Annotated in this window: 25 protein-coding genes; 10 read left to right on the top strand and 15 right to left on the bottom strand. The window is 64.3% G+C overall.

Features of this window, described 5'->3' with window-relative positions; translation table 11 throughout:
* Positions 1–3: 3 nt before the first annotated feature.
* Positions 4–999, top strand: a complete 996-nt coding sequence (gene dgcA, locus QSV46_RS34160) for an N-acetyl-D-Glu racemase DgcA (RefSeq protein ID WP_314962023.1) — start codon at positions 4–6, stop codon at positions 997–999.
* On the opposite strand, the gene QSV46_RS34155 is transcribed toward dgcA, so the two are convergent.
* The gene (locus tag QSV46_RS34155) at positions 969–2,165 is read right to left on the bottom strand and encodes an MFS transporter (protein WP_314962020.1); all 1,197 of its coding nucleotides are present in this window, start codon (positions 2,163–2,165) and stop codon (positions 969–971) included. The genes dgcA and QSV46_RS34155 overlap by 31 nt on opposite strands.
* 75 nt (positions 2,166–2,240) lie before the next feature.
* On the opposite strand from QSV46_RS34155, the gene QSV46_RS34150 reads away from it, so the two are divergent.
* Entirely contained in the window at positions 2,241–3,632 is a 1,392-nt protein-coding gene (locus QSV46_RS34150; RefSeq protein WP_314962017.1) for a hypothetical protein, read from the top strand.
* 211 nt (positions 3,633–3,843) lie between these two features.
* Here the strand turns inward: QSV46_RS34150 and QSV46_RS34145 are convergent, their stop codons facing one another.
* Together QSV46_RS34145 and QSV46_RS34140 are read right to left on the bottom strand one after the other, a co-directional pair.
* A complete protein-coding gene (locus QSV46_RS34145) occupies positions 3,844–4,203 on the bottom strand; it encodes a hypothetical protein (protein WP_314962015.1) in 360 nt (119 codons plus the stop codon).
* Between the two features lie 97 nt (positions 4,204–4,300).
* A complete protein-coding gene (locus QSV46_RS34140; protein WP_314962013.1) occupies positions 4,301–4,744 on the bottom strand; it encodes an RbsD/FucU family protein in 444 nt (147 codons plus the stop codon).
* 164 nt (positions 4,745–4,908) lie between these two features.
* Here QSV46_RS34140 and QSV46_RS34135 point away from each other — a divergent pair, with 164 nt between their 5' ends.
* Entirely contained in the window at positions 4,909–6,729 is a 1,821-nt protein-coding gene (locus QSV46_RS34135; protein ID WP_314962011.1) for a caspase family protein, read from the top strand.
* Between the two features lie 236 nt (positions 6,730–6,965).
* Here the strand turns inward: QSV46_RS34135 and QSV46_RS34130 are convergent, their stop codons facing one another.
* The 4 genes from QSV46_RS34130 to thiD form a co-directional block, all read right to left on the bottom strand.
* The gene (locus QSV46_RS34130; protein ID WP_314962009.1) at positions 6,966–7,949 is read right to left on the bottom strand and encodes a threonine/serine dehydratase; all 984 of its coding nucleotides are present in this window, start codon (positions 7,947–7,949) and stop codon (positions 6,966–6,968) included.
* A gap of 62 nt (positions 7,950–8,011) precedes the next feature.
* Positions 8,012–8,932 carry a glycosyltransferase family 4 protein gene (locus tag QSV46_RS34125; protein WP_409997246.1) on the bottom strand — a complete coding sequence of 307 codons (921 nt, stop codon included), beginning with the start codon at positions 8,930–8,932 and terminating at the stop codon, positions 8,012–8,014.
* A 121-nt stretch (positions 8,933–9,053) separates the two neighbouring features.
* Positions 9,054–9,866, bottom strand: a complete 813-nt coding sequence (locus QSV46_RS34120; protein WP_314962007.1) for a UDP-2,3-diacylglucosamine diphosphatase — start codon at positions 9,864–9,866, stop codon at positions 9,054–9,056.
* A gap of 216 nt (positions 9,867–10,082) precedes the next feature.
* On the bottom strand, positions 10,083–10,883 hold the full coding sequence (gene thiD / locus QSV46_RS34115) for a bifunctional hydroxymethylpyrimidine kinase/phosphomethylpyrimidine kinase (RefSeq protein ID WP_314962006.1): 801 nt from the start codon (positions 10,881–10,883) through the stop codon (positions 10,083–10,085).
* A 337-nt stretch (positions 10,884–11,220) separates the two neighbouring features.
* Between thiD and QSV46_RS34110 the strand changes: the two genes are divergently transcribed.
* The 3 genes from QSV46_RS34110 (at position 11,221) to QSV46_RS34100 (ending at position 14,033) form a co-directional block, all read left to right on the top strand.
* Positions 11,221–13,164: a PAS domain S-box protein gene (locus QSV46_RS34110; RefSeq protein WP_314962004.1), complete on the top strand. Its 1,944-nt coding sequence runs from the start codon at positions 11,221–11,223 to the stop codon at positions 13,162–13,164.
* Between the two features lie 95 nt (positions 13,165–13,259).
* Entirely contained in the window at positions 13,260–13,505 is a 246-nt protein-coding gene (locus QSV46_RS34105) for an Lrp/AsnC ligand binding domain-containing protein (RefSeq protein WP_148744076.1), read from the top strand.
* A 93-nt stretch (positions 13,506–13,598) separates the two neighbouring features.
* Positions 13,599–14,033: a PqqD family protein gene (locus QSV46_RS34100; RefSeq protein ID WP_314961999.1), complete on the top strand. Its 435-nt coding sequence runs from the start codon at positions 13,599–13,601 to the stop codon at positions 14,031–14,033.
* A gap of 258 nt (positions 14,034–14,291) precedes the next feature.
* Here QSV46_RS34100 and QSV46_RS34095 read toward each other — a convergent pair whose 3' ends face one another.
* Both QSV46_RS34095 and QSV46_RS34090 read right to left on the bottom strand, forming a co-directional pair.
* A complete protein-coding gene (locus QSV46_RS34095; protein ID WP_314961997.1) occupies positions 14,292–14,432 on the bottom strand; it encodes a hypothetical protein in 141 nt (46 codons plus the stop codon).
* A gap of 434 nt (positions 14,433–14,866) precedes the next feature.
* Entirely contained in the window at positions 14,867–15,016 is a 150-nt protein-coding gene (locus QSV46_RS34090) for a hypothetical protein (RefSeq protein ID WP_314961994.1), read from the bottom strand.
* Here QSV46_RS34090 and QSV46_RS34085 point away from each other — a divergent pair.
* Positions 15,015–15,695, top strand: a complete 681-nt coding sequence (locus QSV46_RS34085; RefSeq protein WP_314961992.1) for a glycosyltransferase family A protein — start codon at positions 15,015–15,017, stop codon at positions 15,693–15,695. The two genes, QSV46_RS34090 and QSV46_RS34085, sit on opposite strands and share 2 nt — an antisense overlap.
* Here the strand turns inward: QSV46_RS34085 and QSV46_RS34080 are convergent.
* On the bottom strand, positions 15,670–17,253 hold the full coding sequence (locus QSV46_RS34080) for a nucleotidyltransferase family protein (protein WP_314961989.1): 1,584 nt from the start codon (positions 17,251–17,253) through the stop codon (positions 15,670–15,672). The genes QSV46_RS34085 and QSV46_RS34080 overlap by 26 nt on opposite strands.
* A gap of 175 nt (positions 17,254–17,428) precedes the next feature.
* Positions 17,429–18,358 (bottom strand): cytochrome c, encoded by a 930-nt coding sequence (locus QSV46_RS34075; protein ID WP_314961986.1) that lies wholly within the window; start codon positions 18,356–18,358, stop codon positions 17,429–17,431.
* Between the two features lie 153 nt (positions 18,359–18,511).
* Between QSV46_RS34075 and QSV46_RS34070 the strand changes: the two genes are divergently transcribed.
* The gene (locus tag QSV46_RS34070; protein WP_314961985.1) at positions 18,512–18,928 is read left to right on the top strand and encodes a CHRD domain-containing protein; all 417 of its coding nucleotides are present in this window, start codon (positions 18,512–18,514) and stop codon (positions 18,926–18,928) included.
* A gap of 67 nt (positions 18,929–18,995) precedes the next feature.
* Here the strand turns inward: QSV46_RS34070 and QSV46_RS34065 are convergent, their stop codons facing one another.
* The 4 genes from QSV46_RS34065 to QSV46_RS34050 form a co-directional block, all read right to left on the bottom strand.
* Complete coding sequence (locus QSV46_RS34065) at positions 18,996–20,279, bottom strand: cystathionine gamma-synthase family protein (protein WP_314961982.1); 1,284 nt, start codon at positions 20,277–20,279, stop codon at positions 18,996–18,998.
* Between the two features lie 329 nt (positions 20,280–20,608).
* Complete coding sequence (locus tag QSV46_RS34060) at positions 20,609–21,058, bottom strand: c-type cytochrome (RefSeq protein ID WP_314961980.1); 450 nt, start codon at positions 21,056–21,058, stop codon at positions 20,609–20,611.
* A gap of 92 nt (positions 21,059–21,150) precedes the next feature.
* Positions 21,151–23,460 carry a xanthine dehydrogenase family protein molybdopterin-binding subunit gene (locus QSV46_RS34055; RefSeq protein ID WP_314961977.1) on the bottom strand — a complete coding sequence of 770 codons (2,310 nt, stop codon included), beginning with the start codon at positions 23,458–23,460 and terminating at the stop codon, positions 21,151–21,153.
* Positions 23,461–23,743: 283 nt separating this feature from the next.
* Positions 23,744–24,019 carry a DUF1127 domain-containing protein gene (locus QSV46_RS34050; protein ID WP_314961976.1) on the bottom strand — a complete coding sequence of 92 codons (276 nt, stop codon included), beginning with the start codon at positions 24,017–24,019 and terminating at the stop codon, positions 23,744–23,746.
* A 431-nt stretch (positions 24,020–24,450) separates the two neighbouring features.
* Between QSV46_RS34050 and QSV46_RS34045 the strand changes: the two genes are divergently transcribed.
* Positions 24,451–24,828: a hypothetical protein gene (locus QSV46_RS34045; protein WP_314961974.1), complete on the top strand. Its 378-nt coding sequence runs from the start codon at positions 24,451–24,453 to the stop codon at positions 24,826–24,828.
* Between the two features lie 546 nt (positions 24,829–25,374).
* Positions 25,375–26,730 carry a serine hydrolase gene (locus QSV46_RS34040; RefSeq protein ID WP_314961973.1) on the top strand — a complete coding sequence of 452 codons (1,356 nt, stop codon included), beginning with the start codon at positions 25,375–25,377 and terminating at the stop codon, positions 26,728–26,730.
* The last annotated feature ends 108 nt before the right edge of the window (positions 26,731–26,838 follow it).

Genomic DNA, 26,838 nt, shown 5'->3' with positions numbered 1-26,838 from the left:
AAAATGACTTCCATGAAACTTGTCTCCCTGGCGGCGCGTATCGAGCGCTTTCCCATCGCCGGCAGTTTTACCATCAGCCGGGGCGCCAAGACCGAGGCCGTGACCGTCGTGGCCGAGGTCAGGCGGGACGGCCTGACCGGCCGCGGCGAATGCGTGCCCTATCCCCGCTATGGCGAGACGCCCGAGGCGACCTTGGCGGCCATCCAGGCCATGCAGGCGGGTGTGGCCGGCGGGCTCACCCGGCGGGCCCTGCAAGCCGCCATGCCGCCCGGCGCGGCCCGCAACGCGCTGGATTGCGCCCTGATCGACCTTGAGGCCAAGGCGGCCGGCCTGCGGGCCTGGAGCCTGCTCGATCGGCCGGTGCCCGGCGAGCGCACCACCGCCTACACGATTTCGTTAGGGCCCCCCGAAGCCATGGCGGCAGCGACGGCCAAGGCGGCGCACCGGCCGCTGCTCAAGATCAAGCTCGGCGGCGACGGCGATCCGGAGCGGATCACCGCGGTGCGCAAGGCCGCCCCCGAATCCGAGCTGATCGTCGATGCCAACGAATCCTGGACCGAGGCCAATCTGGAACACAATCTCGCCGCCTGCGACGCCGTCGGCGTCACCCTGGTGGAGCAGCCGCTGCCGGCCGGCAAGGACGCGGCGCTGGCGCGGATCAAGCGGCCGCTCGCGGTCTGTGCCGATGAGAGCGTGCACAACCGCTCTTCGCTGGCCCCGCTCCGCGACCGCTACGACGCCGTCAACATCAAGCTCGACAAGACCGGCGGCCTCACCGAGGCGCTTGCGATGACTGATGCCGCGCAGGCGCTCGGCTTCGAGATCATGATCGGCTGCATGGTCGCGACCTCGCTGTCGATGGCGCCCGCAATGCTGGTGACGCCGCAAGCGCGCTTCGTCGATCTCGACGGCCCGCTGCTGCTGGCGCGCGATCGCGATCATGCCCTGCGCTATGACGACAGCCTGGTCTATCCGCCGGATGCCTCGCTCTGGGGATGAGCGATCAGCCGGTGCCGCGCCGACCAGATGACGAGCGCACCTAGCGCGGCCATCGCCGCCATGACGTAATACAGGCCGTCGCCGATGGCTGCGTAGATCGCGCCTGACGCGATCGAGGTCGCAGCGCCCAGCAGTCCGTTGCATGCCGCATAGTAGCCCTGCCCCCGCGCGATCTGGTGAGACGGCACACGCTGTACCAAAAGATTCATCGTGCCGATGATGGTCATGCCGAAGCTGAGGCCGTGGCCGAGCTGCACGATCGCGAGCAGCGCGAGCGGCGGCTCGTTGGCGGTGACGATCCAGCGCACCACGGCGCTCAAGCCCCCGATCGCGACCAGCGTGGACGGATGCAGCGAGAAGCGCGGCGACAGCGCGAACACGACGATCTCGGCGACCACGCCCAGCGTCCACAGCCCCGCGATCGTCAGTCCGCCGAGGCCATGGAGCTGCCAGTTGATGGCCGAGAAGGTGTAATAGGCGACGTGGCTGCCCTGGATCAGCGCAGCCGAGGCGATGACGGCCCAGAAGCCGCCGTCGCGCAGCAGCGCCTTGCCGGGATGCGTCTGTGTCGCCCTTCGCCCGACATCGTCGAGCGGCTGGAGCAACAGGCTGGCTCCGACCGCAACCACGGCCCATGCGACGATGACCCAGATCAGATCGCGCGCCGCGATGTGATCGACGAGATAGCCGCAGGCGAGCGAGCCCGCAGCGAACGCCGCCGAACCCCACAACCTGAGAGGTCCGTAGTCGAGCCCGTAGTGGGCGACACCGCGCATCGCGTAGGCGTCGGTCAACGGGGTCGTCGGCGTCCACATCATGCAGGTCAGCGCATAGACCAGGAACAATGCCATCGGCTGTTGCAGCAAGCCGACGGCCACAAACCCGATCGCTGTCGCCAGCACCGACACCATCATGGCGGCGCGAATGGCGCGTCGCTTTTCGGCAAAGGCCGTGATCTGCGGCAGCGTCGTGAAGCGCGTGATCGCCGGCAGCGCGTTGATGAGGCCGATCCAGGCCGCGTCGATGCCGATCGCCTTCAGCCAAACCGGAAAGAACGGCAGATGCGTGCCCGAGACAGCGAATACGGCCGAATAGAACAGCGCGAGGCTCACGGCGAATCGCCGCTTCACGGATGCTGCGATGGGGATTTGTGATTCGCCTGCCATCAAACCAATTGCGATTCGGTCGATATCGTGGTGATCGTTACAGTAACGCGTACTGATTTGCGCGACGAGATTGTCATGGCCAACGAAGCATTCGCCCTTTCGCCCATGTCTGCCCGCGCGGCCGAGCCGAACGAGCAGGATTACGACGCGATCCGCGAAGCCTTCATGGAGACCGCGCGCGGCCGCTGGTTCCTCGGCGAATATGCCAAGCGAAACCGCAATGCCGACACCGCCATGGTGCTCGACGCGGTCGCGAAAATCGAGGAAACCCTTGCGGCACAGCGGCAGCCCGTCGTCGAGGACCGCCTGCCCGAGGCTCTGGTCGAGATCCGCCGCGCCATCCGCGAGGCCGAGACCATCGCGATCGCGGCGTTCGATCCGGCGGCGATCGAGGCGAGTCTCGCGGCGATCCCGCGCGGGGTGCGCATCATCAAGGAGATCTCCTGGCGCTGGCGCGAGATCGGCGCCGACGGGCGAATCTGCGACCTCATTGATTCGCAGCTCGCTTCCATCGAGGCCGCCTGCGGGCAGATTTCAACCATCGACCCCCGCGTCGAGCTCAAGGCCGCCTTCGATCTGCTCAGGGATCGGGTCGAGCAGCTCGATGCTGACGGCGACACCGTGCCGCAAGCAGCGGTGAATCCCGCCCCGGCGCCGGTGCAGGAAACGCCGCCGCCCGTTGCAGAAGCAGCACCTGCCGAGACCGCGCCGGCCACGATGGCGAGCGAAGCCCCCGTGGCTTTTACGGAGGCGCCGCAGGACGTCGCCGCAGTTCCTGAGCCCGAAGCGGCCGGTACCGCCGAAGCACTTGCCGTTGCCGAGGAGACGGTGGACGTCGCCGTCGAACCGCAGATCGTCGCCGAAGATCATACCGCTTTCGAAAACGTCGCACCGGAAGAGGGGATCGCGGAGCCCGCCGCCTTCGCCGAGGTGACCGACGAGTTCTCGCTCGACGCCGCCGCGGAAGCCGAGGACGAAGCCATACTCGAGGCCATTGCCATGGAGATGGCTGCGCCCGATCCGGAGTTCGACGAGATTATCGAGCCTGTCGCGATCGAAGCGGCCATTCCGGAACCGATCGCCGCGGAGATCGCAGCCCCGATTGCGCCAGAGATGCCGGAGCCGATTGCGCCGGAGCCTGTCGCCGAAGCGACCGTCGAGGAGCCCGCAGAGGAAGCGCCGATCGCGATGGAATCGCTGGCGCGCCTCACCAATGCCATTGCCGAGGCCGCCGCCGAAGTGATGGAGCAGCCCGTCCCCGCCATGGCGGCCACGGCAACATTCGGCGCAGCACCGGCCGCGACGCTGCCGATGCCCTCGCCGTTGGCGGCGTCCTCGCCCGAGGCCTCGCTCGGCGCCACCATCCTCGCCAGCGGCATTTTGCAACGGCCGCGCGCGGCGGCGAACGATCCCATGGCGCCAATCCGCCGCATGACCCAGGCCGAAAAGATCGCGTTCTTCTCGTAAGCGCGTGCGAGGTCCTTACGCCACTCTCACGCTTGTGTCCCGGACAAGCGAAGCGCGATCCGGGACACAGGAGCCACGGCCTCCTTGGCTACATGGGCCCCGGCTCTGCAGCGCACCGCTGAAGAAGCGCTGCGCTGCGTCCGGGGCACGAGAGCCAGACGTCGCGCAGCTTTCTCCGCATCGTCATTGCGAACGCAGCGCACTCGCCTGATCACCCGCAATTCCAGACCGCGCCGATCGGCGTGCGCGTCCAGCACGGCCCAAAACTGCCGCCGTTGTAGCGGCCGCCGCCGAAGCCGGGCCGGCCGAAATAGCGCCATTCGCCATCCCAGCCGTAATATTGAGGAACCGGGTCGATGTACCAGTGGCGCCGGTCGGCGCGCGACATGCGGCGCATCGCGTCCTTCTGCTTGTAGAGCGGAATGCTGTTGCTCAGCGGCTGGCGATAGCCGGGCAAAAAGCCATAGCCATGCCAGGCCTGCTTGGGGCGTTTTTGAATGGACGCAGCCGGCGCGACCGCCGGCAGCAGCGACAGGACGACAGCAACGAATAGACACATGAGGCGCGACATGGAGAGACGATAGACAGGCGGATGCGAGAGGGCCACTCAAATTCGAGTGCGGACTGCTGTGAGCGTGACGGTCAGATAGAAGAATGCAAAACGTCCGCTAGCTGATCACGCCCTTGCGGATCAGGAAGCAACCGTAACCCCTGCTATCTCCGACCTGCACGACGCCAAATCCCGCCGCTGCCGCGCGATAGAAATCGGGGCGCGCGAGCTTGCCGGGAGTGACGGCGCGGCCAACAGCGCGCTCGATCTCCGCCAGCACCGCGCGCTGCACGTCGGGGACGCGGTCGGGATCGTCGACCGGCATCATCACGCGCACCGGATCGGGATCGAAATCGTCGAGCGGATAGACCGACATGATGGCGCGGGCGGCCACCTCCATGCTCATGCACGGCAGCTGGATCAGGCGCTGCGAATTCGTGGTCTGCGCGATGCGAGCCGCGGGATGGTTGGCATCGACGAACACGAGGTCGTCGCCGTGGCCCATCGAAGCCAGCAGCCAGAGCAGGTCGGGCGTGAGGATCGGATCGATCGATTTCAGCATGTGACGGACTGTCCTCCTATCGTGCCCCCACCTTAGCAGGTTCCAAGCGTGATTCAGATCACGCAATCTACCATGGTGATGGCGATCACGGACCTCGAACTCGAACGCGGGCAAGCTTCCTCGCAACCAATCTCGCATCGAGATCAGTGCCAGAGGAGCACGCCATGTTCCGCCTAAAACCTTTCCTGATGACGGCTAGCCTGCTGGGAAGCCTGTTCGGCTTCGCCTGCGGCCCTGTTTCCGCGCAAGTCGCCCCGGTCCAGCCTGCCCCGACCGCGCTGCAAGGCCCGGAACAGCGGGTTGCGCTGGTGATCGGCAATTCGAACTACCAGAACGCCCCGCAGCTCGCCAACCCCGACAACGACGCGGAGTCGATGGCGCAGTTCCTGAATTCGGCCGGCTTCGAGGTGGTCGCCGCAACCGACCTGACCCAGAACGACATGCTCCGCGTCGTGCAGGACTTCTCCGCCAAAGTCGCTTCGCGCGGTCCGAACACGGTGGCGATGGTCTACTACGCCGGTCATGGCGTGCAGCTCGCCGGCGAGAACTATCTCGTTCCCGTCGACGCCAAGGTCTCGAGCCAGACCGAGCTCGTCAACAATTCGGTGCGTCTGGTCGACGTGATGTCGACGCTGGAGACGATCCCGAGCCGCATGCGCATCGTCATCCTCGATGCCTGCCGCAACAACCCGTTCCCGAACGTCAATGACGCCGGCCGCGGCCTCGCCATCGTCGATGCGCCGAACGGCTCGATCGTCGGTTACTCGACCGCCCCGGGCGCGGAAGCGCAGGACGGCACCGGCGGCCACAGCCCCTATACCCAGGCCTTCCTGAACGTCGCGCGCGAGCCCAACGTGCCGATCGAGCAGCTGTTCAAGCGCGTGCGCCTTCAGGTGAACCAGACCACCAGCGGCGCGCAGATCCCGTGGGAGAGCTCGTCGCTGACCTCGGACTTCACCTTCTTCGGCGACACCGCGGTTGCTGCGACCCGCGCGCCGGTGAATGCGCCGGTGGTGCAGATGGCGTCCAATTTGCCCAGCCGCTCGACGCGCCAGGCCTATGACTACGTCGTGTCCGAGGGCCGGCCGGAGTACTATCAGGAGTTCATCCAGATGTACCCGCACGACCCGCTGTGCGATCTCGTCCGCTGGCTGCTCAACAACCTGCTGCTCTCGCAGGCCTGGCACAAGACGGTGCTGGTGAACTCGCCGCACGCCTACAAGAGCTTCTACGACAGCTACGGCAACAGCCCCTATGCCCAAGTCGCATTGAAGCTGCAGGCGCAGCCGAAGCAGATCCCCTTGATGCAGGCGACCAGGTTCCTGGCCCCGCAGAACGTGATGCCGAGCTTCAAGATCGGCAATCTCGGCCAGCCCAAATACATGCCCCTGCAGCAGGGTAACGGTGGCAGCCAGATCAACGGCAACCTGCCGATCGTCCAGAAGCTGGGCGACAACAATGGCATCGGCAAGCTCGGCAATGGCGGCCACATCGTCAATCTGCCGGCGGGTCATAACCAGCCGAACCAGCAGAACGGCACGCCGTCGCAGAACCCGGGCAAGATCGTCACCCTGCCTGCGCCGACCAACACGACCAACAACAATGGTAATGGCGGCATCGGCAAGATCGTGACCCTGCCTGCGATCAACAATAAGAATGGCGGCATCAACAATGCCGGCACGACCAGCGGTACTCCCGGCAAGATCGTGAGCACGCCGGTGAATGTCGGCAAGGGCGGCGCGACGATCGATGCCAAGCCGGTCGTTCAGACGCAGAACCACCCGATCCGCGTCAATAACGGCGTGAAGATCGTCAACACCCCGGTGAGCAAGGTGCAGGTCCAGAACAGCCAGCAGAACAGCCGGCCGCAGTTCAATACGACGAGCCGCATGGTCAACAACGGCAACAACAACTTCCGCCAGTCGATGAACCAGGCGCAGGGCATGAACGGTGGCGGCAACAATCGCCGGAGCTTCATGCACTGATGCCTCGAAGAAGGTGCGCTCCCTCCCCCGCTTGCGGGAGAGGTTGCACCGACCAAGCGGCAAGTTCGAACCCAACAAACATAAAGAAGGGGCAGAGCGGACACGCTCAGCCCCTTCCAATGTCAGCTCACAAACGTCGTCATTCCGGGATGCGCCGGAGGCGCAGGCCCGGAATCCATAACCACGATCGGGAGTATGGATTCCGGGCTCACGCTTCGCGTGCCCCGGAATGACGGTTAGGCCACCAGCTCGGAAAACAGATCCGCATCGACATTGCCGCCGGAAAGCACGATGACGACGTTCTTGCCGGCAACATCAAGTCGCCCAGCAAGCAGCGCGGCCAGACCCACCGCTCCGCCCGGTTCGACCACGAGCTTCAGCTCGCGATAGGCAAACGCCACCGCCGCGCCGACTTCCTTGTCCGATGCAGTGACGCCGCGCGCCAGCAGCTTGCTGTTGATCGCAAAGGTCATCTCGCCGGGGATCAGGGCCATCAGCGCGTCGCAGATAGTGCGGCCTGCGGGCCCATGCGGCTCGCGATGGCCTGCGGTCAGCGAAATGCCGTGATCGTCGAACGACTCGGGCTCAGCCACGACGATCTGGGCCAGCGGATAACGCGCTTTCACCGCCGTCGCGACGCCCGCGATCAGGCCGCCGCCGGAGGCCGGCGCCACCACGATGTCGGGGCTAAGGCCGAGCGCGGCCATGTCTTCCGCAATCTCGCGGCCGGCCGTGCCCTGCCCCGCGATCACGAAGGGATCGTCATAGGGCCTGACCAGCGTCGCGCCGCGCTTCTCGGCGATACCGCGCGAGATCGCCTCGCGGTCGTCATTGTAGCGGTCGTACAGCACGACCTCGGCACCGTAGGATTTCGTGCGCTCGCGCTTGGACAGCGGCGCATCCGCGGGCATCACGATGGTCGCCTGCATGTCGAGGATCTTGGCCGCGGCCGCCACGCCCTGGGCGTGGTTGCCGGAGGAGAACGCGACGACGCCGCCGGCGCGCTTGTCCTGCGGGATCGAGGCCACCTTGTTGAAGGCGCCGCGGAACTTGAAGGAGCCCGTGCGCTGGAGCATCTCCGGCTTCAGGAACACCTTTGCACCGACGCGCTCGTTGAGCACGGGAAATGACAGCAGCGGGGTGCGGACAGCGAAAGGCGCGATCACGCGCGCAGCGGCATCGATATCGGCAGGGCCGATCGGGAGGAGCTGTTCGGTCATGGTTGACCTTATCGCGGCCGATGAGGCGCGGGCAAGACTCTCCGCGCGAGGATTTTCTTCCCTCAGGCGACGAAACGTGGCTGTTCCACGCCATTCCGGCCTGGCAGAAGCGCGCCGACCGCCAGAATGCTATCCACAAACGCCCTCGCCGAGGCTTCCCAGGTGTAGTTCGAGGCGAACTCGACACAGTCCTGCCGGGACATGTCGAGCGCTGCGAAACAGGCGCTGCGCAGATCGTGATCGAGGGCACCGACCGGCGCATCGCCGATCACGTCGCGGGGTCCCTTCACCGGGAAGGCCGCAACCGGCAGGCCGCTTGCGAGCGCTTCCAGCAGGACCAGACCGAATGTGTCCGTCTTGCTGGGAAACACGAACACGTCGGCGGCAGCATAGATCTCCGCCAACGCCTCGCCGTGCTTCTCGCCGAGGAAGATCGCGTCGGGATAGGCGTCTTCCAGCGCGGCACGGGCGGGGCCATCGCCGACGATGACCTTGGTGCCGGGCAGGTCGAGGTCGAGGAAGGCCTCGAGATTCTTCTCCACGGCGACCCGGCCGACCGATAGGAACACCGGCGCCGGCAGGCAGAGATCGATCGCACGGGGATGGAACAAATGGGTGTCGACCCCGCGTGGCCACAGCACGACATTGTCGAAGCCGCGGTCGGTCAGCTCGCGGGCGAGCGCAGGCGTTGCCGCCATCACGGCGCGGCTGGGGCTGTGGAAACGGCGCAGCGCCCGCCAGATCAGGGATTCCGGCACCGGCACGCGGGCGCGGACATATTCGGGAAAGCGGGTGTGGAAGCTGGTCGTGAACGGCAGCTTGCGCTGACGGCAGTAGCGGCGAACCATCAGGCCGATCGGCCCTTCGGTCGCGATATGGATGCTGTCCGGGCGCCCTTTTCGATCAGCCTCGCGATCCGCGCCGGGCGCGGCATCGCCAGCCGCACGTCGCGATAGCTCGGCATCGCGAAGGTGCGGAACGATTGCGGCGTCAGGAACATGAACTCGACGCCGAACCCCTTGGCGGCGTCAGCAAGCTTGGTCAGCGTCCGAACCACACCATTGACTTGCGGGTGCCAGGCGTCGGTCGCGACCAGGATGCGCATCAAGCAGCCCTTGCTGCGACCTGCGGGACCTGCGCGGGCTTCTGCACATGATCCGCCCAGGTGATGATCTCGAAATGGCCGTCGTCGTGCTCGACCAGCGCCGTGCAGCTTTCGACCCAGTCGCCACAGTTCATGTAGCGGATGCCGCCCTCGTCGCGGATCACGGCGTAGTGGATGTGGCCGCAGATCACGCCGTCGGCGTCGTGGCGCCGCGCCTCTGCGGCGAGCGCCTGCTCGAACGCACCGATATAGTTGACGGCGTTCTTGACCTTCTGCTTGGCCCATTGCGACAGCGACCAATAGGGCACGCCGAACAGCCGGCGGAAGAAGTTGACGAAGCGATTCATCTGGATCGCGAAGTCGTAAGCCTTGTCGCCGAGATGGGCGAGCCAGCGCGCGTTCTGCACCACGAGGTCGAAGATGTCGCCGTGGATGACGAGGTAGCGCTTGCCGTCCACGCCGGTGTGGACGGTGTTCTCGACCACATCGATGCCGCCAAAATGCGTGCCGTAATAATTGCGCAGGAACTCGTCGTGATTGCCGGGAATGTAGATGACCTTGGCGCCCTTGCGCGCCTTGCGCAGCAGCTTCTGGACCAGGTCGTTATGCGATTGCGGCCAGTGCCAGCTCGATTTCAGCGCCCAGCCATCGACGATGTCGCCGACGAGATAGATCGTGTCGGCATCGTGGTAGCGCAGGAAGTCGAGCAGAAGGTCGGCTTGAGAACCGCGGGCTCCGAGATGAACGTCGGAGATGAACAAGGTGCGAAAGCGCCTTTCCGGGCTCTCGTCACTCACATCGTAACTTCCCATGCGCCAGCCTGTAACAATGTCCCGTGACAGGGGGATGACCGGTTGAACCTTTGAGGCACCTTCAGATACGAATCACGCCTTGCCTCGCCTTCCCTGCGAATATCAGCCGCATGCGACAATCAGGCGACACGGCGCCGCAGCGGTTGCCCGCAAAAGCCCGGTCCCCCGCCGCCTATTGATTAACGGCGGCATCCGTCGCGTAGCGCGAAGCCGGCGTCAGTAAAACGTGTGGAAATGATGGATCGGTCCGTGGCCGTGGCCGACGCTGAAGCGGTCGGCCGCCGCAATCGCCGCGCTGATCCAGGCCTTGGCGTTGCGCACGGCGCGCTCGATATCCTCGCCCTTGGCGAGCCCCGCGGCAACCGCCGAGGACAGTGAGCAGCCGGTGCCATGGGTGTTGCGCGTGGCGACGCGCGGCGCGGCCAGCGTAATCGTGCTCTGGGCATCGACGAGATAATCGATGCTCTCGGCGCCCTCGCCGTGCCCGCCCTTGATCAGGACCGCACGGCAGCCGAGCGCCAGCAGGCGGCGCCCCTGATTCTCAATCTCGGCTTCACTCACGGCGACGGGCTCGTCGAGGAGGGCCGCGGCCTCCGGCAGATTGGGCGTGATTAGCGAGGCCAGCGGGATCAGTTTGGTGCGCAACGCCTCGACGGCTTCGGGCGCCAGCAGGCGGTCGCCGGAGGTTGCGACCATCACCGGATCGAGCACGACGTGCCGCGGCTTCCAGCGCGACAGCGCGGCCGCGATCGCATCGATGCTGGGGGCCTGCGCCACCATGCCGATCTTCACTGCGCCGATGTCGAGGTCGGAGAACACCGCGTCGATCTGCGCGGTAACGAATTCGGCCGGCACCGCGTGAATGCCGGTGACGCCACTTGTGTTCTGCGCCGTCAGCGCCGTGATGGCGGAGGCGCCATAGACGCGGAGGGCGGCGAAGGTCTTGAGATCGGCCTGGATGCCGGCGCCGCCGCTCGAATCGGAGCCAGCGATGGTGAGCGCCACGGGCGTCGTCATCGCCGGATACAGTCGCTTGAGAGGGACATCGCCATGGCCTGTCCTAGCGCGACCATGGTACGCCAGCAAGCCGGACCGGCGAGGTTTCCCGACCCGGCCAGCCATCCGCGAATCAGGCGGTCGCAATCCGGGCGGCGCCGTCGCCCCCAATCGTGCACAGCCCGCAAAATTACAGCCCGATAAAGCCTTGTAGAGCCTTGGCTCTTGGCGTCCGCATCAATGAGTGAGACGTTGGCGCTGGAACATTCAACGACACCGATTGCGGGCTGCCCCAGGCTCGCAAGTCTCCCGGGGTGGAATCATGTGGGCTTACTTCGAACGTCTCCTCGATTCATCGATGCTGTCACCGCACGGCATCTGTCTGCTCTGGGAACCCGAGCTGATCTGGCTCCACGTCGTCTCCGATGCCTTGATCGCGGCCGCGTATTTCTCGATTCCATTTGCGCTTGCGATTCTCGTCACCAAGCGGCGCGACCTCAACTTCGGCTGGGTCTTCTGGGCGTTCGCGGTCTTCATCATGGCGTGCGGCCTGACGCATGTGCTGTCGATCTACACACTCTGGGTCCCGATCTACGGCATCGAGGGCATGGTCAAGGCGGCGACCGCGATCGCCTCGGTCGTCACCGCCGGCGCGCTCTGGCCGCTGCTGCCGAAGATCCTGACCATCCCCTCCCCGTTCGAGCTTCAAAAGGTCCAGGCCGCGCTCGAGCAGGAGGAGACCAAGAACCGGGATGCGGCCCAGCTCCTAGGCCAGGTCCGCGAAGCCCAGCGTGCGCTGCGCGAGAGCATGACGCGCCTCACTGCCGTGGTCGAGACCGCGGTGGACGGCGTCATCCTGTTCGACGCGCAGGCCCGCATTCTCCTGTTCAACCCCGCCTGCGAACGGCTGTTCGGCTATCGCGCCGACGAGGTCATGAATCTCGACATCGGCATGCTGATGTCCAACCAGGAGAGGCCCTCATCCACCGGACGGACGGGGCGCTTCGCAACCGGAGAAGCCGCCGGCCTGCGCAAGGACGGATCGACCTTTCCGATGAATCTGTCGGTGGGCCAGGCGTGGCAGGATGGCGAGCTGATCTATGTCGGCATCGTCCACGATTTGACCGCGCGCAAGCTGACCGAGCAGCAGCTGCAGCAGGCACAGAAGATGGAGACGGTGGGCCAGCTCTCCGGCGGCATCGCCCACGACTTCAACAATCTGCTCACGGTCATCATCGGCAACGCGGAATTTCTCGGCGACCAGCTCAAGGCCCGTCCCGACCTCAAGCGTTTCGCCGACGACATCTGTTTGTCGGGCGAACGCGGCGCGGAGCTGACGCAGCGGCTGCTGGCGTTCAGCCGCCGCCAATTGCTGCAACCACGGTCGATCGAGTGCCGCGACCTCCTCGAGTCCATGCACAAGCTGCTCAAGCGTACCTTGCGTGAAAACATCGAGATCAAGACCGCGTTCGGCCCCGGGTCCATACTCGCGTTCGCCGACCGCGCCCAGCTCGAATCCGCGGTCCTCAATCTCGCGCTTAACGCGCAGGACGCCATGCCGTCAGGCGGGCATCTCACACTCAGCACCGAGCTCACCACGATCGACGAGGAGTATCGCGCCCTTCACCCGGAAGTCGCGTCCGGCAGCTACGCCCTGATCTCCGTCACCGATGACGGCGAAGGCATGGCGCCTGATGTCATCGAGCATGCTTTCGAGCCGTTCTTCACCACCAAGGAAGTCGGCAAGGGCTCGGGCCTCGGCCTCAGCATGATCTACGGCTTCGCCAAGCAATCCGACGGCCACGTCGCGATCTATAGCGAGCTGGGCCTGGGGACGACGGTCCGGATCTACCTGCCGCGCGCCGGCGCCGGACAATCCCCGGCCGAATTGATGGAGAGCGAGGAGGCGGCGCCGCGAGGGTACGAGACGATCCTGATCGCGGAAGACGATCCGTTCGTGCGCTCCTCGGCCATCCGCAGGGTGGAATCTCTTGGATATCGCGTCGTCGCGGCCATCAACGGCAAGGAGGCCTTGCAGCGGCTGCGCACCGATCCGGGCATCGACATGCTGTTCACCGATATCGTGATGCCCGGAGGCATGAGTGGCTGGGAGCTTGCCGAGCAGGCCCGGCAGATTCGCCCCGGTCTTCCGGTCCTGTTCACCTCCGGCTACGCGCTGGAGACCCTGGTCGAGCAGGGCCGGACGCATGCGCAGGCGATCGTGCTGACCAAGCCCTACCGCAAGGTCGAGCTCGCACAACGGCTCAGGGATGCTTTCGCTGCGGCAACCGTGACCTCCTGAGCGCCGGACCGGCATCTGGCGGCCGGCGAGTCCGCTTGCTAAATCCGGCCGGGTTTGGCCTATTAGCGACCAGATACGCCTTCGGAGTGACTGCAATGGTTCCCTTTTTCGTCCAGATCAAATGCAAGCTCGGCCAGTCCTATACGGTCGCCAATGCGCTTGCCGAAGCCGAGATCGCCTCCGAAATCTACTCCACCGCCGGACAGTACGATCTTCTGGTGAAGTTCTACGTCGACAAGGACACCGACATCGGTCACTTCGTCAACGAGAGGGTGCAGGTGCTGCCGGGCATCCAGGACACCCTCACCATCATCACCTTCAAGGCGTTCGGCGCGAGCTGACTGCCCGGAATTGGCGCACGCAGCATGGTTGCGCAGCCGGACGCCTGTGCTAGCGTCCGGCGTTGGATTTGAACTGAGTACCGAGCAAGTCTTATGGCTTTCACCACGTCGGTGCCGCTGCTGATCAGCCAGCAATTTGATAGTGAAGTGGTGCTCGCCAACTATCAGAACGGCGTCTACTACAACCTCGACGGCAGCGCCGCGCAGGTCTGGCTCGGCCTCAGGGCCAACCGAACGGTCGAGGAGATCGCCAGCGCCCTCGCCGCCGCGAGCGGCAGCGATGCGGCCTCCATCACACAACAGGTGCAGGCCTTCGTCGACAGCATGCTTGCCGAGGGCCTCATCGCCGAGGGCGCCGGCGATGCGCGCGTTGAGACCTCCATGGAGACTTGGGCGCCGGTGCTCTCGGGCGCATTCGCCGCCCCGGAATTCCAGCGCTTCGACAATCTGCGGGAGCTGTTGCTGATGGATCCCGTGCACGATGCCGGCGAGGAAGGCTGGCCGCTGCGCGAGCCTCATGAAAGCTAGCGGGTTCATCCGGCGGGAGATCGCGAAGGTCTTCACCAGGGCAGCGCCGGTCGAAGCGCACGCCCGCTGCGGCCCGTTCTCCCCGCGCCTCGGATTCGCCTCGCAAGAACTGGCCGGCGCATTCCTGCCCGCCTACATCCAGAGCACGCTCAGCGACGTCGATCTCGACCTCCGCTTCATCGCCGCTGACCACCACGATCTCTCCGCGCTGGTGCCGGACGCTGCCGAGAAGCCGCGCCTCCTGATCGAGGACGGCATCTATTCGGTGTGGCAGCCCGCCGTCATTCCCGTGCTGTTCGCGCTCGACCTTTCGGCAACGCGCGGCATCGCCTGGATGCCGAAGGGCGAGGCGCCGCCCTGGATTCGCAGCCGCCCGGCGATCTCGCTGATCCACGCCATGATGCACGACACGCCCTGGTGCGCCGTCCATGGCGCAGCCGTGGGAAACGATGCGGGCTTCACGCTGCTGGCGGGCGAAGGTTACAGCGGCAAGACCACGGCGGCGCTGGCCTGCGCGAAGGACGGCTGGCTTTATGCGGGCGACGACTTCGTCGCTGTCAACAGCCAGACCGGACAGATCGAGCCGCTGTTCTGCTCGGCACGGCTGCGCCCTGCCCTGGTCGATACGTTCGAAAGCTTCATCGGCGAGGCCACGCCGGTCTCGGACTTCAACGGCGAGCCGCGGCACGAGCTGAGCCTCGCCGGTCTCGGCGACCGGATCGGCGGCGGCAGGTTGCGCGCGACCTTCATTCCGCGCCGGCGGGGCGCTGCGACGCCCGAATCACACCGGCGCGGCAGTCGGATGCATTTCGCGCGCTGCTGCCGACCACGGCCTATGAGCTGCCGGGATGGCCGAACGAGATCGCCGACAAGGTGGCGCGGATCGCGGGCCTTGCGCCGGTGTTCTTCGCCGACACCGGCACTGCGCCGACGGAAATTCCCTTGGCCTTCGCCCGCCAGCTCGACCAGATCTGAGGCCGCATGCACGTCTCCGTGGTCATCGCCGCCTACAATGCCGAGGCCTACCTCGCCGAGGCGATCGAGAGCGTGCTCGGCCAGACCGTTCCACCCTTCGAGGTCATCGTCATCGACGACGGATCGAGCGACGGCACGCGCGGCATTCTGGACAGGTTCGGGGGCCGCATCATCGCACTCACGCAAACCAACAGCGGCCAGGCCGTCGCCGTCAACAGGGCTCTCGCGACGGCACGCGGCGAGCTGATCGGCTTCTGCGATGCGGACGACCTCTGGACCGAGCGCAAGCTCGAGATGCAGCTGTCCCTGCTCGAAGGCGACAGCGATATCGAGGCCGCCTTCGGCAAGGTGCAGCAATTCGTCAGCTCCGACGTGCCGGAGGCGCACCGCGCGCGCCTCGCACCGGCGGTCGAGATCATGCCGGGCGAGCTCAAGCAATGCATGCTGATCCGGCGCACCTCGCTGATGCGGATCGGTCCGTTCGACGAAACGCTGCCCGCGACCTTTTTCATTGCATGGCTCGGCCGCGCCAAGCAGAGCGGGCTGAAAATCGCCCATGTCGACGACATCGTGGTCCGGCGCCGGCTGCATCTCGGCAATGGCGGCCGCACCAATACCGAGGCGCAAAACCTTCAGACCCTGCTGGCGCTGCGCCAGGCCATCAAGGCACGGCGCCCGCAGGAGTGAACACCGCCACGCCGTTAATCGACACCGATGTTACGAACAGCCCGAGCAGGCGGTGATCGATGGAATGGCCGATATCCATGGGACGCCTGGTATCCAGCATCCGCAGCGCCACGACGATTTTCCGCTCGTCCTTGCCGACGATTGCCGCGTTGAGCGTGAACTTGAACGGCATCGGATCGTTGCGCCCCGCGCTCATCTGCAGAGCCTCGCCGATGCCGGCATAGGCCGCAAAGCGAAAGCTCTGGGTGTCCGGCGGCAGGAACGGGATCACCGTGACCTCGACGGTCGCATGCGAGCGTCCGTCGGTCGCAGCTTCGATGACCGCGAACTGACGGTCGGTCCACCGCCCCTCGTTCTCCGGAATCGAAAACCCCTGCCCGAACCAGACGTCCCGTCCGCCTAGCGGATGCGTCGCGCTCACCGCCTGCTGCCAGACCCGCTTCAGGATGGTTTCGCGAAACAGAGGAAAGTGCACGACACTGGCATCGAACGCGGCGATGGCCGCACCGGGCAGCTTCAACCAATCCAACAAGCGAAACGGCGCTTTGAACTGCGCGCGCATCGCGGTGAAGAAGGCGACCCAGAACTGCTGCCATGGCGTGCGTTGCACCCGCGGCACGGCGCGCAGGGCGAGCTCGATCGATTTCCCGGGCGGAGCGTAATCCCACAATTGCCCGATCAGGCCGGCAGGCACGAGCTCAGGCATCTCCCCGGCGACGACGCCGAGCAATTGCGCGGCGAACAGGCTGCCATTGTAGCGCGTCACGATCGCGCGAAAGCAATCCCAATCGACCTTGGCGCCGGCGTGCTGCAAGACGTGAACCACCTCGAGCGCCCGGAACACCATCTCCTTCTGGTCCGCAGGTTCCGGCCGCATCGCCGCGATCGCGAGATGCTCGGCAAGGCCGGGGATCAGCACCTGGTGCGTCAGCAAGCTCGCCGTCTCGGCGGTGCTGAACAGCTCCTCGGTAAAGCTCGCGTCGTCGAGCCAGTACAGCGCCCGCCAGTGCAGGTCGATCGCGCGGCTGAGGCCGGCGCGCGACATCGCGACAGCATGGATGTCGCGGTCGAAGTCGGATTTGGAGAACAGCTCGACCTTCATGCCGTGGCTGCGGAATTCGGCCTGCCGCAGCACCTCGATCGCGCGCGGCGCCTCCGCGCGCCGGACCAGGAGATCGTAGTCCCCGGTCATGCGCTTGGCCATATAGCTGGCATCGCGTGCAAACAGCGCGCCCCCTTTGATCAGCAGCGACGCGATGCCGGCGGCCTTCAGTGCCCCGCAGGCCTCGACGACATCGCGGACCCGCGTCGCGTTCGACAGCCACACATGCTTGACGACGCCGCGCATCCGCCTGATGTCGGCGTCGGTAATCCCGGCCTTGTCGGCGGTGGCGACGAGCAGCGGCATGGTGCGGTAGACGACTTCGTCCGCCGCATCGAGCGGCTCGGAGGCGCGCCAGGCCTGATAGGCCTCGATGGCGCCCTGGCCCTGACCGAGCGCGGCCCGGAACAGCATCAGAAAGCGCGGCTTCAGAGCGGAGGGAAGCTTTGATGTCATCTCAACCGAACGGTTGAGACGCGAGGTCGGCTTTCGCTCCGGCAAAATCACCGGTCGAAACGATCAGCCGCACTCGCGCAAGAACCAGACACCCCATTGCGACGCACTTCCCATTCCCGACCGGCAGCAAAGGATGCGGGCGCACTCCCTGCGTGTCAATTGGAAAGGGCCTGCGTCAGCCACCGGCCTGATTGCGCTTGGGCGGCGTCGGACCGTCCACCGGTGGCAGCGACTTGAGGTAATCCGCCATCGCCGCGAGATCCTCGTCCGGCAAATGCGAGGTGTTCTTGATCACGCGCGTCATCGCACCGCCGACGCTGTCGCCTTCGGGCAATTCGCCGGTCTTGAGCAGATAGGCGATATCCTTCACGCTCCATTCGCCGAGGCGCTTTTGCGTGATGTTGGGCACCCAGCCCTCGCCTTCCGGATTGGGGCCGCCGGCAAAGCGTTCGCCGGAGATGATGCCGCCAAGCGCATTGCGCGGGCTGTGGCATTCGGCGCAATGGCCAAAACTGTTGACCAGATAGGCGCCGCGATTCCATTGCGGCGACTTCGCTCCGTCGGCAACGAACGGCTTGCCGTCCATGAACAGGAATTTCCAGATGCCGACGTTGCGCCGGATGTTGAACGGAAAGCCAACGTCGTGATCACGCACTTTGCCGCTAACGGCCGGCAGCGTTTTCAGATAGGCGAAGAGATCGAGCACATCCTCGCGCTTTGCGTGCTGGTAGGAGGTGTAGGGAAAGGCTGGAAAATAGTGCCGTCCGTCCGGCGAGACCCCGCGCATCACCGCGTTGACGAATTCGGCATCGCTCCATTTGCCGATGCCGTCGGTCGGATCGGAGGAGATGTTCGGCGCGTAGAACGTTCCGAACGGCGACTTGATCGCGACCCCGCCGCCGAGCCTCGTACGATCAGGCTGGTCGGGAACGGCATGGCAGGAGGCGCAGCCGCCGGCGTTGAACATCACCTCGCCATTGGCAAGGTTCGCCGCATGGCCGGGCGCGGTGCCGGCGGCTGCCACCACCGGCGCGCTGAGCCACCAATAGACAGCGGTGGCCATGACCGCGGCGAGCAAGGCCGCAAGAATCGTTCGTCGCAACATTCCCATCCATCCACGCGCTGGAACGAACCTATGACCGATGTCCCCGCGGCTCCAGCCACGAAGAATTTAGTCCGCCCCTATCGGGAACGGGAATAAACTGAAAGCGCCATTGTTGGAAGTGTGGCAGGCCACCGAGGCCTCAGGGAGAATGTCATGAACAAGACCGTCATCGCCATGGTCGCGCTCGGCGCCGCCGCTTTTGCAGGCTCCGCCAGCGCCGAAAAGCTGAAAGCAACGCTCGACGGCAAGTCCGAGGTGCCCGCCACCACCACCAGCGGCACCGGAACCGCCGATCTGGACTATGATGCCGCAAGCAAGAAGCTGTCCTGGACCGTCACCTATTCCGGGCTGTCCGGCCCTGCGACCGCCGCGCATTTCCACGGTCCGGCCGAGGCCGGCAAGAACGCCGGCGTCGCGGTGCCGATCCCCGGCGCCGCCTCCAGCCCGGTCAAGGGCGAGGCAACGTTGACCGACGCGCAGGCCGCCGATCTCGTCGCCGGCAAGTACTACATCAACATCCACACCGCGGCGAACCCGGGCGGCGAGATCCGCGGCCAGGTGACGAAGTAGCCTCGCAGCGGCGCAACAAGAAAAGGGCGGCCGCTGACGCGACCGCCCTTTTGATTTCAGATGGCGCTCAGGCCGCACTCAGCGCGTGCGCGAGATCGGCGATCAGGTCCGACGGGTTTTCGATGCCGATCGACAGCCGGATCGTGGAATCGAGGACACCGATTTTTTGGCGAATGTCGGCGGGAACGCCGGAATGGGTCATGGTTGCAGGCAGGCTCGCAAGCGATTCCGTTCCGCCAAGGCTGACCGCTAGCTTCAGGATTTGCAGCGCGTTGAGGAATTTGACGGCCGCTTCCTTGCCTCCGACGATGTCGAACGAGAACGTCGATCCCGCCCCGAGGCATTGCCTGGCGAACACGATCCCGGCCGGCGACGCCTCCTCGTGATGACCGAGGTAGTGGACCTTGGCCACCTTGGGGTGATCACGCAAATAGGCCGCCACGAGGCGCGCGTTGCTGTCAGCCTTCTCCATGCGCAGGCTCAGCGTCTCGAGCGACCGGTTGATCATCCAGCAGGAATGCGGATCGAGCTGGGTGCCGATGGCGCCTCGCAGCGCCTTGATGCCCTTCATGAGCACCTTCGAGCCGAGCGCGGCACCCGCGATCAGGTCGGAGTGACCGCCGACATATTTGGTGAGCGAATATAGGGAAATATCAGCACCATGCTCGATCGGCCGCTGAAACACCGGTCCGAGCAGGGTATTGTCGCAGGCGATGATCGGTGTATGCCCCTGGGTCTTTCCGATCGCGTCGGCGATGCGGCGAATCATCGCGATATCGACCAGGCCGTTGGTCGGGTTGGCCGGGGTTTCGATCAGGATCATCGAAACCCGCCCCTTGCCCACGGCCTCATCCGAGGCCTGCTTGACCAAGGCTTCATCAACGCCGTCGGCAAAGCCGACCGCGCCGATCGACAGACGCGCCAGCGTGTTGGTCAGCAGGGTTTCCGTCCCGCCATAGAGCGGCTGGGAATGCAGGATGACATCGCCGGGGCGGACGAAGGCCAGGATCGTGGTTGCGATGGCCGCCATGCCGGACGAGAACAGCGCACACTTCTCGGTGCGCTCGTAAATTGCGAGCCGGTCCTCGACGATTTCGCTGTTGGGGTGATTGAAGCGCGAATAGACCAGGCCTGCGCCCATCCCTTCCGGCGGCTCACGCCGGCCGGCGACGAAATCGAAAAAGTCCTGCCCGTCGTCTGCGGTTTTGAACACGAAGGTCGAGGTCAGGAAGACCGGCGGCTTGATGGCGCCTTCCGACAGTTGCGGGTCATAGCCATAGGTCAGCATCAGCGTCTCGGGATGCAGCATATGGTTGCCGATGTGCGTCTTCGACGGGAACGGTTTTGCCATGGCCTGTCTCGCTGTTTTGCTTCGGGTGTGCTCGCCGCGTTTGAGCTTTCGCGACGATGAAGCAATCTGAAGCGGATGCGCTGGTTCCGACAGCTCACGTCAACGCCGCCGCGGTTGGCGTGAAGATAGCTGCTCCAAGGGCGATCCGTCAGGGCTTGCGAGCAGAATTTCCTGGTGGTGACCACCCGTCTTGACTGCAGTAGCCCGGATGGAACGATCTGTCCGCCGCTCGGAGAGCGAAGGCGGAAGCGCAATCCGGGACGGACGATCAGTTCGGATAGACTCCCCGGATTTCGCTTTGCTTCATCCGGGGCTACGAAGCGCAGCCGCTACTTCAGCTTGACCCGATAGGTCTCGTGGCAGTCGTTGCAGCGGTCGTTGATGCTGGTGTAGGCGGCCCTCAGGCTCGCCACGTCGGTGATCTTGCCCTTGACGTCGGCGATCGCTTTCTGCACCGGCGGAATCTTGGCGTCGAAATCAGCCTTGTTCTGCCAGATTTTTGACGATGCGCCATAGGTCGCGTTCACGACGTCCTGCTTGGGATTGATCTCGAAGGTCTTTGCGATCTTGGCGACGTCGGCCTCGATGCTCGCGATGGCCTGATCGACGGCCTTCTGATCGTAGGGGATATCGCCCTTCGTCATCTTCTGGATGACGCCGTACTGGTTCTTGGCGATCGAGCGCATCAGATTGTCCTGCTGAACGGCAATCTCCTGCTGCGCCACCACGGCGCCCGCACCCAGCAACAGGGTGCTCACGACAATCATCGTCCGTTTCATCGGCTTGTTTCTCCGGCTCGTAGAGGTTTGGGGGCGCCATCATCGATAGAACCCGGCGGCGGGCGTTTATTCCCGCCGCGGAAGATCGCAGCCTACAGGCTGTGACGGCGATGGTGCTCATTGATCGCGATCCACACCCGTTCCGGCGTTGCCGGCATGTCGATGTGGTCGATCTTGTATTCGCGCCAGAGCGCATCGACGATGGCGTTGACGACGGCCGGACAAGAGCCGATCGCACCGGCCTCGCCCGCGCCCTTTACGCCCAGCGGATTGGTCTTGCAGGGAACGTTGGCGGTCTCGAATACGAAAGCCGGACCGTCCGCCGCACGCGGCAGCGCGTAGTCCATGAAGGTCGCGGTGATGAGCTGGCCGTCGCCCGCGCCATAGACCACCTGCTCCATCAGAGCCTGGCCGATGCCCTGCATGGCGCCGCCATGCACTTGTCCCGCCAGCAGCAGCGGATTGAGCGTCTTGCCGAAATCGTCGACGATCACGTAGTTGACGATTTTGATGATGCCGGTGGCGGGATCGATCTCGACTTCGGCCAGATGCGTGCCGTTGGGATAGGTGCCGTCGGCGCTGGCGAAGGTCGCGCTGCCGTTCAGCTTCGACGGATCGGCTCCCGGCCGCTTGGCGAGATCGGCGAACGAGATCGAACGGTCGGTGCCGGCGATGCGGATCGCGGCGCCCGAAATCTCGAGGTCGCCGGCGCTGGCCTCCAGCGCCTGCGCCGCGATCTCCTTCATCTTCTTGCCCAGCTCGCCCGTGGCACGCTCCACGCAGACGCCGCCTGTCGGAATCGAGGCCGAGCCGCCGGTGCCGAGCCCGGTCGCGATCTCTCCGGTGTCACCCTGGCGGACATGAACGCGCTCCGGCGGCAGGCCGAACTGCTCGGCAACGATCTGGGCATACGCGGTCTGATGACCCTGCCCGCTCGACTGCGTGCCGATCAAAACGGTGACGTCGCCGTTGGGATCGAGCCTGACATTGGCGGTCTCTTCCCCCATCACGCCGCAGATCTCGACATAGCTCGCCAGGCCAATGCCCCGGATCAGACCGTTCTTCTTGGCCAGCTTGGCGCGCTTTCCAAACTCCTTCCACTCGGCGATCTCCATCGCGCGCTTCAGATGCGCGGCGAAGTCACCGGAATCGTAGACCTTGCCGGTCGCCGTCTTGTAGGGCAGCGCCTTCGGCTGAATGAAATTCTTGCGGCGGATCGCATCCGGCGTCATGTCGAGCTTTCGCGCGCAGGCGTCGACGAGGCGTTCAATGACATAGGCCGCCTCGGGCCGGCCCGCGCCGCGATAGGCATCGACCGGCACGCTGTGGGTGAAGATGGTCCGCACCCGGCAGTGGAAGGCCTGGATGTCGTAGAGGCCCGGCAGCATGCCGGCGCCGCCGTGGGGAATATAGGGCCCGAAGGTCGACAGATAGGCGCCCATGTCGCCCATCAGGTCGCAATCCATCGCGAGGAATTTTCCGTCCTCGGCGAGCGCCATCCTGGCGGTGGTGACATTGTCGCGCCCCTGCGCGTCGCCCATGAAATGCTCGGTGCGGTCGGCCGCCCATTTCACCGCCTTCTTCAGCTGCCGCGCCGCGACCGCCATCAGAGCGTATTCCCGGTACGGAAACAGTTTTGTGCCAAAACCGCCCCCCACGTCGGGGCAGATCACCCGCATCTTCTCGGTGGGGATATTGAGCACGTTCTGGCAGAGAATGTCGCGCAGCCGGTGGCTGCCCTGACTGCCGACGGTGAGCGTCAGATGATCGTTCTTGGCGTCGTATTCGCAGACCGCGGCGCGCGTCTCCAGGAAGTTCGCGACCACGCGCGGATTGACGATGGAAATCTCGGCCACCGCATGCGCTTTTGCGAAGGCGGCTTCGGTCGCCTTCTTGTCGCCGATCGAGACGTCGAACAGCACGTTGCCGGGCTTGTCCGGCCAGACCTGCGGCGCGCCTTTCTTGACGGCATTGACGACGCCGGTCACCGCCGGCAGCGGGCTCCATTTGACGTCGATCGCCTCGATCGCGTCGCGAGCCTGGTCGATGGTCTCGGCGACGACGAAGGCGATGGAATCGCCGACATGGCGCACTTCGTCCCTGGCGAGGATCGGGTATGGCGGGCCGGTGAACGGATCGGTCTCCAGGTTGAACAGGCACGGCAGATTGCCGAGATCCTTGACGTCATCGGCGGTCAGGATCAGCGCAATGCCGGGCAGCCCACGGGCGCGGCTCACATCGATGCTGTATGTGGCATGCGCGTGCGGCGAGCGCAGCATCAGGCAGCGAAGCGCAGCCTGCGGCGCGTAATCGTCGGTATAGCGGCCCTTGCCGCGGATCAGCGCGTCATCTTCCTTGCGCAGTACGCTTTGGCCAACGCCGAACTTGATGGGAGCCGCCATTGTCTTGTCCCGTTCTCATGGTTGTTTTGCCGGCATATTGCCGTGGAAAAACTGGCAAGGCAAACGGGTTTAGACGGGCACGGTCCGCGAAAATTGTCCGGCATCCTTGCGTTTCAAAGCGGATGGGACCGAAGGCCGCAGCTCGGTCATCTCACTGTGAAGATCGATCCGGTTGCTGGCATGATAGTTGCCGCACCCCCGCCGCAATGCACGCATGCGAACAAGCAGCCGCGCTGACCGCCGCTTGTTCGCAAAGCGCATGTCCACGTCGACGGTTGATCACTTACATCACCCCTCGGCCCCATGGATCCATGGCGCGATCTCTCAGCCTATAGATCGCGCGTTCGGGCGCGAAATAGTCGACCTCGCCGCGCGTCAAGCCGATATCCATCAGCTCCCGGTCACTCAGGTCCTGCAGCGTGACTCGTGAGCGGTGGCGCCGCTCCTGAACCGCCCGCCAATATCGCTTGAGCCGACTCAAGACGATGGAGAGGTCGAGGCGAAGCCTCGCGGTATCGCGCTCTATCCCGGATGAGATGTTCGCCTGTTGAGGTGGCATCGGATGCTCCTGCTGTCGTGCCGGCAGGGAGCGTGGCCAAACAAAAGGCCCCGTCCGATGCCGGCGGGGCCTGGTGGAAGAGATGTCGCGTCGAATTCCTAGCGCACGACTCCTCCCACGGCCCAGCCGAAGCGGGTCATGTGCATGAAGTTGATTTTGCGCACGGATTTAATCATGAGCCACAGATACCACGGCAATCGTGCAAAATCAAGAGATGTGCGGAGGTCGGTTACATCCTGGGGGCGAGCCCCCCCCCCCTTAGGGCGTGTACCCATAAACGTCGGCTTACCAATCCAAAGCGGAAGTCTCCCACATTGCGTGTGATCGGCGGCCTGTGACCCGAAGCGGACATTTGCAGGCCACGACCAGGTGCTACAGTGACACGATACCGACGGTGTCGTGCTGCGCGCTTCCGGCGAAGGAATCTTTAGATGCTTCGTAATCTGATTGGCGTGATAACCGTAATTTCGGTAATCGGCATTTCGTTCGCGTCGTTTTATCTGAGTATCGAAATGGCGAAAAGACAGGTGGCGGTCTGGAGAAGGGGATCGACTTACATGTTTGTTCGTTCGAATGGCATGGACGGGATTCAGCGAAGAGCGCGTGAAGTCTGGATCAAGCAACTCGGATACGACGAGCCCGAAGCAGCCATGATCGCAAGATATCAGTCACGCGCAGTGCTGACAGCCTTTGTGGGGTGCGCGCTATTATTCTTAGTCATGGGAGCCGTACTTCAACATTTCGATCCCGCCTGCACCGGTTGTGGTAGTACCCGAGGGGAAAGACCCGCGACGACTCCTGGTCGCTAGCGTTGGGGCCTTCATCTTGGCGCCCACACCAACAGTTCCTCGAAGAACCAAGGAAGAAACAAGACTTCGACCAGGATGGCGCAGCGTCGATACCTTCTGCCTTGTTCGCTGTAGGCGGACGGGTCGCGCCAAAGGGCGGGGCGGCGCCCCTCAAGGCGCCAATCTGAATACCCCTTAAATTGAGCCAATCCGGGCGCCAGATTTCGGCGCATCTTCCGGATGAGCCAAGCGTCCGCAAAGCTTAGACTCGTCATGCCCAACGGCCAAATTGAAAAGATCGCGTTTGAGGCGAACGACATCACGACCTCGTATCTTTCGGAAGTTTAATCTTAGCACGCCAAGGCAGTGATGTCGCCTTCTGACCCCAGAACGGACATTTCGCGATTTGCATCTCTCATCGTCTTGGTAAGACTGCCAACATCATCGGCCCACCAAACAACCACGGCAAACCGGGATGTCAGGTGCATGTCAGGAACTGCTCTCAATATCTTGTGCGCTCACCTAGGGGCGGCCTCCTGATTGGATTTACCTCGAGAGCGGGGACGCATGCGTCTTGTTCTGAAATTGTTCAAGTTTCTTGTCGCGATCTTGCTTCTCGGGATTCTAGGGTTCACCAGCTGGCTGACCTTCAGCCCACCCAATGGACTGGTATCCGCCTCGGCTTATGCGGCCAAAATGGTTTGCTCGAATGTGTTCATTGCCAAACGTGATGCGGATGCGGTGATCAAAACCGACCTCGCGTTAACACATCCACGTATTGTCGAACGTCTGAAGATCAACGTCGACACCGCCAACCAGCGTGTCGAGGCGGCATATCGAGGCCTGTTCGCCAAACGCTATGCCCAATATGAGGAAGGACGTGGTTGTACGCTGGTGTCTAAGGACGAAATCCCCGACCGTGCCGCGCCGCCCTCACTACCCGGAAAGCCTAATGCGCTCTGGCCGGTCGGCGAGAGTGCTAAATTGTCTGACGATAAGCACTTACTGGCGGCGCTGAACGACCCGGCTCTCCAGGGGCCGGGCATGCGCGCGATCGTCGTGGTCCAGGACGGGCGCATCATCGGTGAAGCCTACGGCGGAGGCTTCAACGCTTCGACGCCCTTGCAGGGCTGGTCGATGACGAAGACCGTGAACGCTGCCTTGGCTGGCATGGCGATCAAGGACGGAAAGCTCTCGCTGGATCAGAAAAATCTATTTCCGCAGTGGGCCGGCGACGCGCGAGCGGATATCTCGGTGGCCGATTTGATGGCCATGACAAGCGGATTGAAATGGAGTGAAGACGGTGACTCTCCCGACCCCGACGGATTGGAAAATCTCGCACATGATGCGGCGGCTTTCGCGCGGGACCGTCCGCTTGTCGCCCCGCCTGGAACGAAGTTCAACTATTCCGGGGGTTCGTCCGTCCTGTTGGCCCGGGTCTGGCAGAACGCGGTTGGAGCGGACGCGCGAGCGTATCCGCAGGAGCGATTGTTCAAGCCTTTGGGCATGACCAGCGCTGTTCTTGAGGCTGACCCTTCAGGCACATTCCTTGGCGAAGCCTTTCTCTTCGCCAATGCGCACGATTGGGCGCGCTTCGGCGAATTCCTGCGCATGAACGGAGAGTGGAACGGTGCTCAGCTTTTGCCGCCGGGCTTTGTCGATTACATGCGCTCGCCTGTGCCAGCGTCCGATGAGGGACATGGCCCGGTCTACGGTCGCGGACAGCTTTGGTTGGGGCCGGGCCAGGGATTCCGACTCCCAACCGACACGTTCATGTTGCAAGGGCACCTGCGCCAAGTGATTGCGATCATCCCCTCGCGTAAACTGGTGATCCTGCGCATGGGTTTAACGCGGGAAGATATCGGGTACAGCGTCGCGAAACTACTGTACGCGATTGTCGCGGCGCGCCGATCCAATGAATGAGCGATTACTTCCGCTGGTGGCCCAACTCGGACCTAAAGCGGGATGAGTTTAGTCTGAATCGATTTGGGATTCCCAAATCAGTGTATTTCTGATTCACCATGCTGGCTG

This window comes from Bradyrhizobium cosmicum (assembly GCF_032290525.1).
Classification (GTDB): Bacteria; Pseudomonadota; Alphaproteobacteria; order Rhizobiales; family Xanthobacteraceae; genus Bradyrhizobium; species Bradyrhizobium cosmicum_A.
The sequence above is the reverse complement of the archived record's forward strand: the minus strand, read 5'-3'. Positions and strand labels throughout refer to the sequence as shown.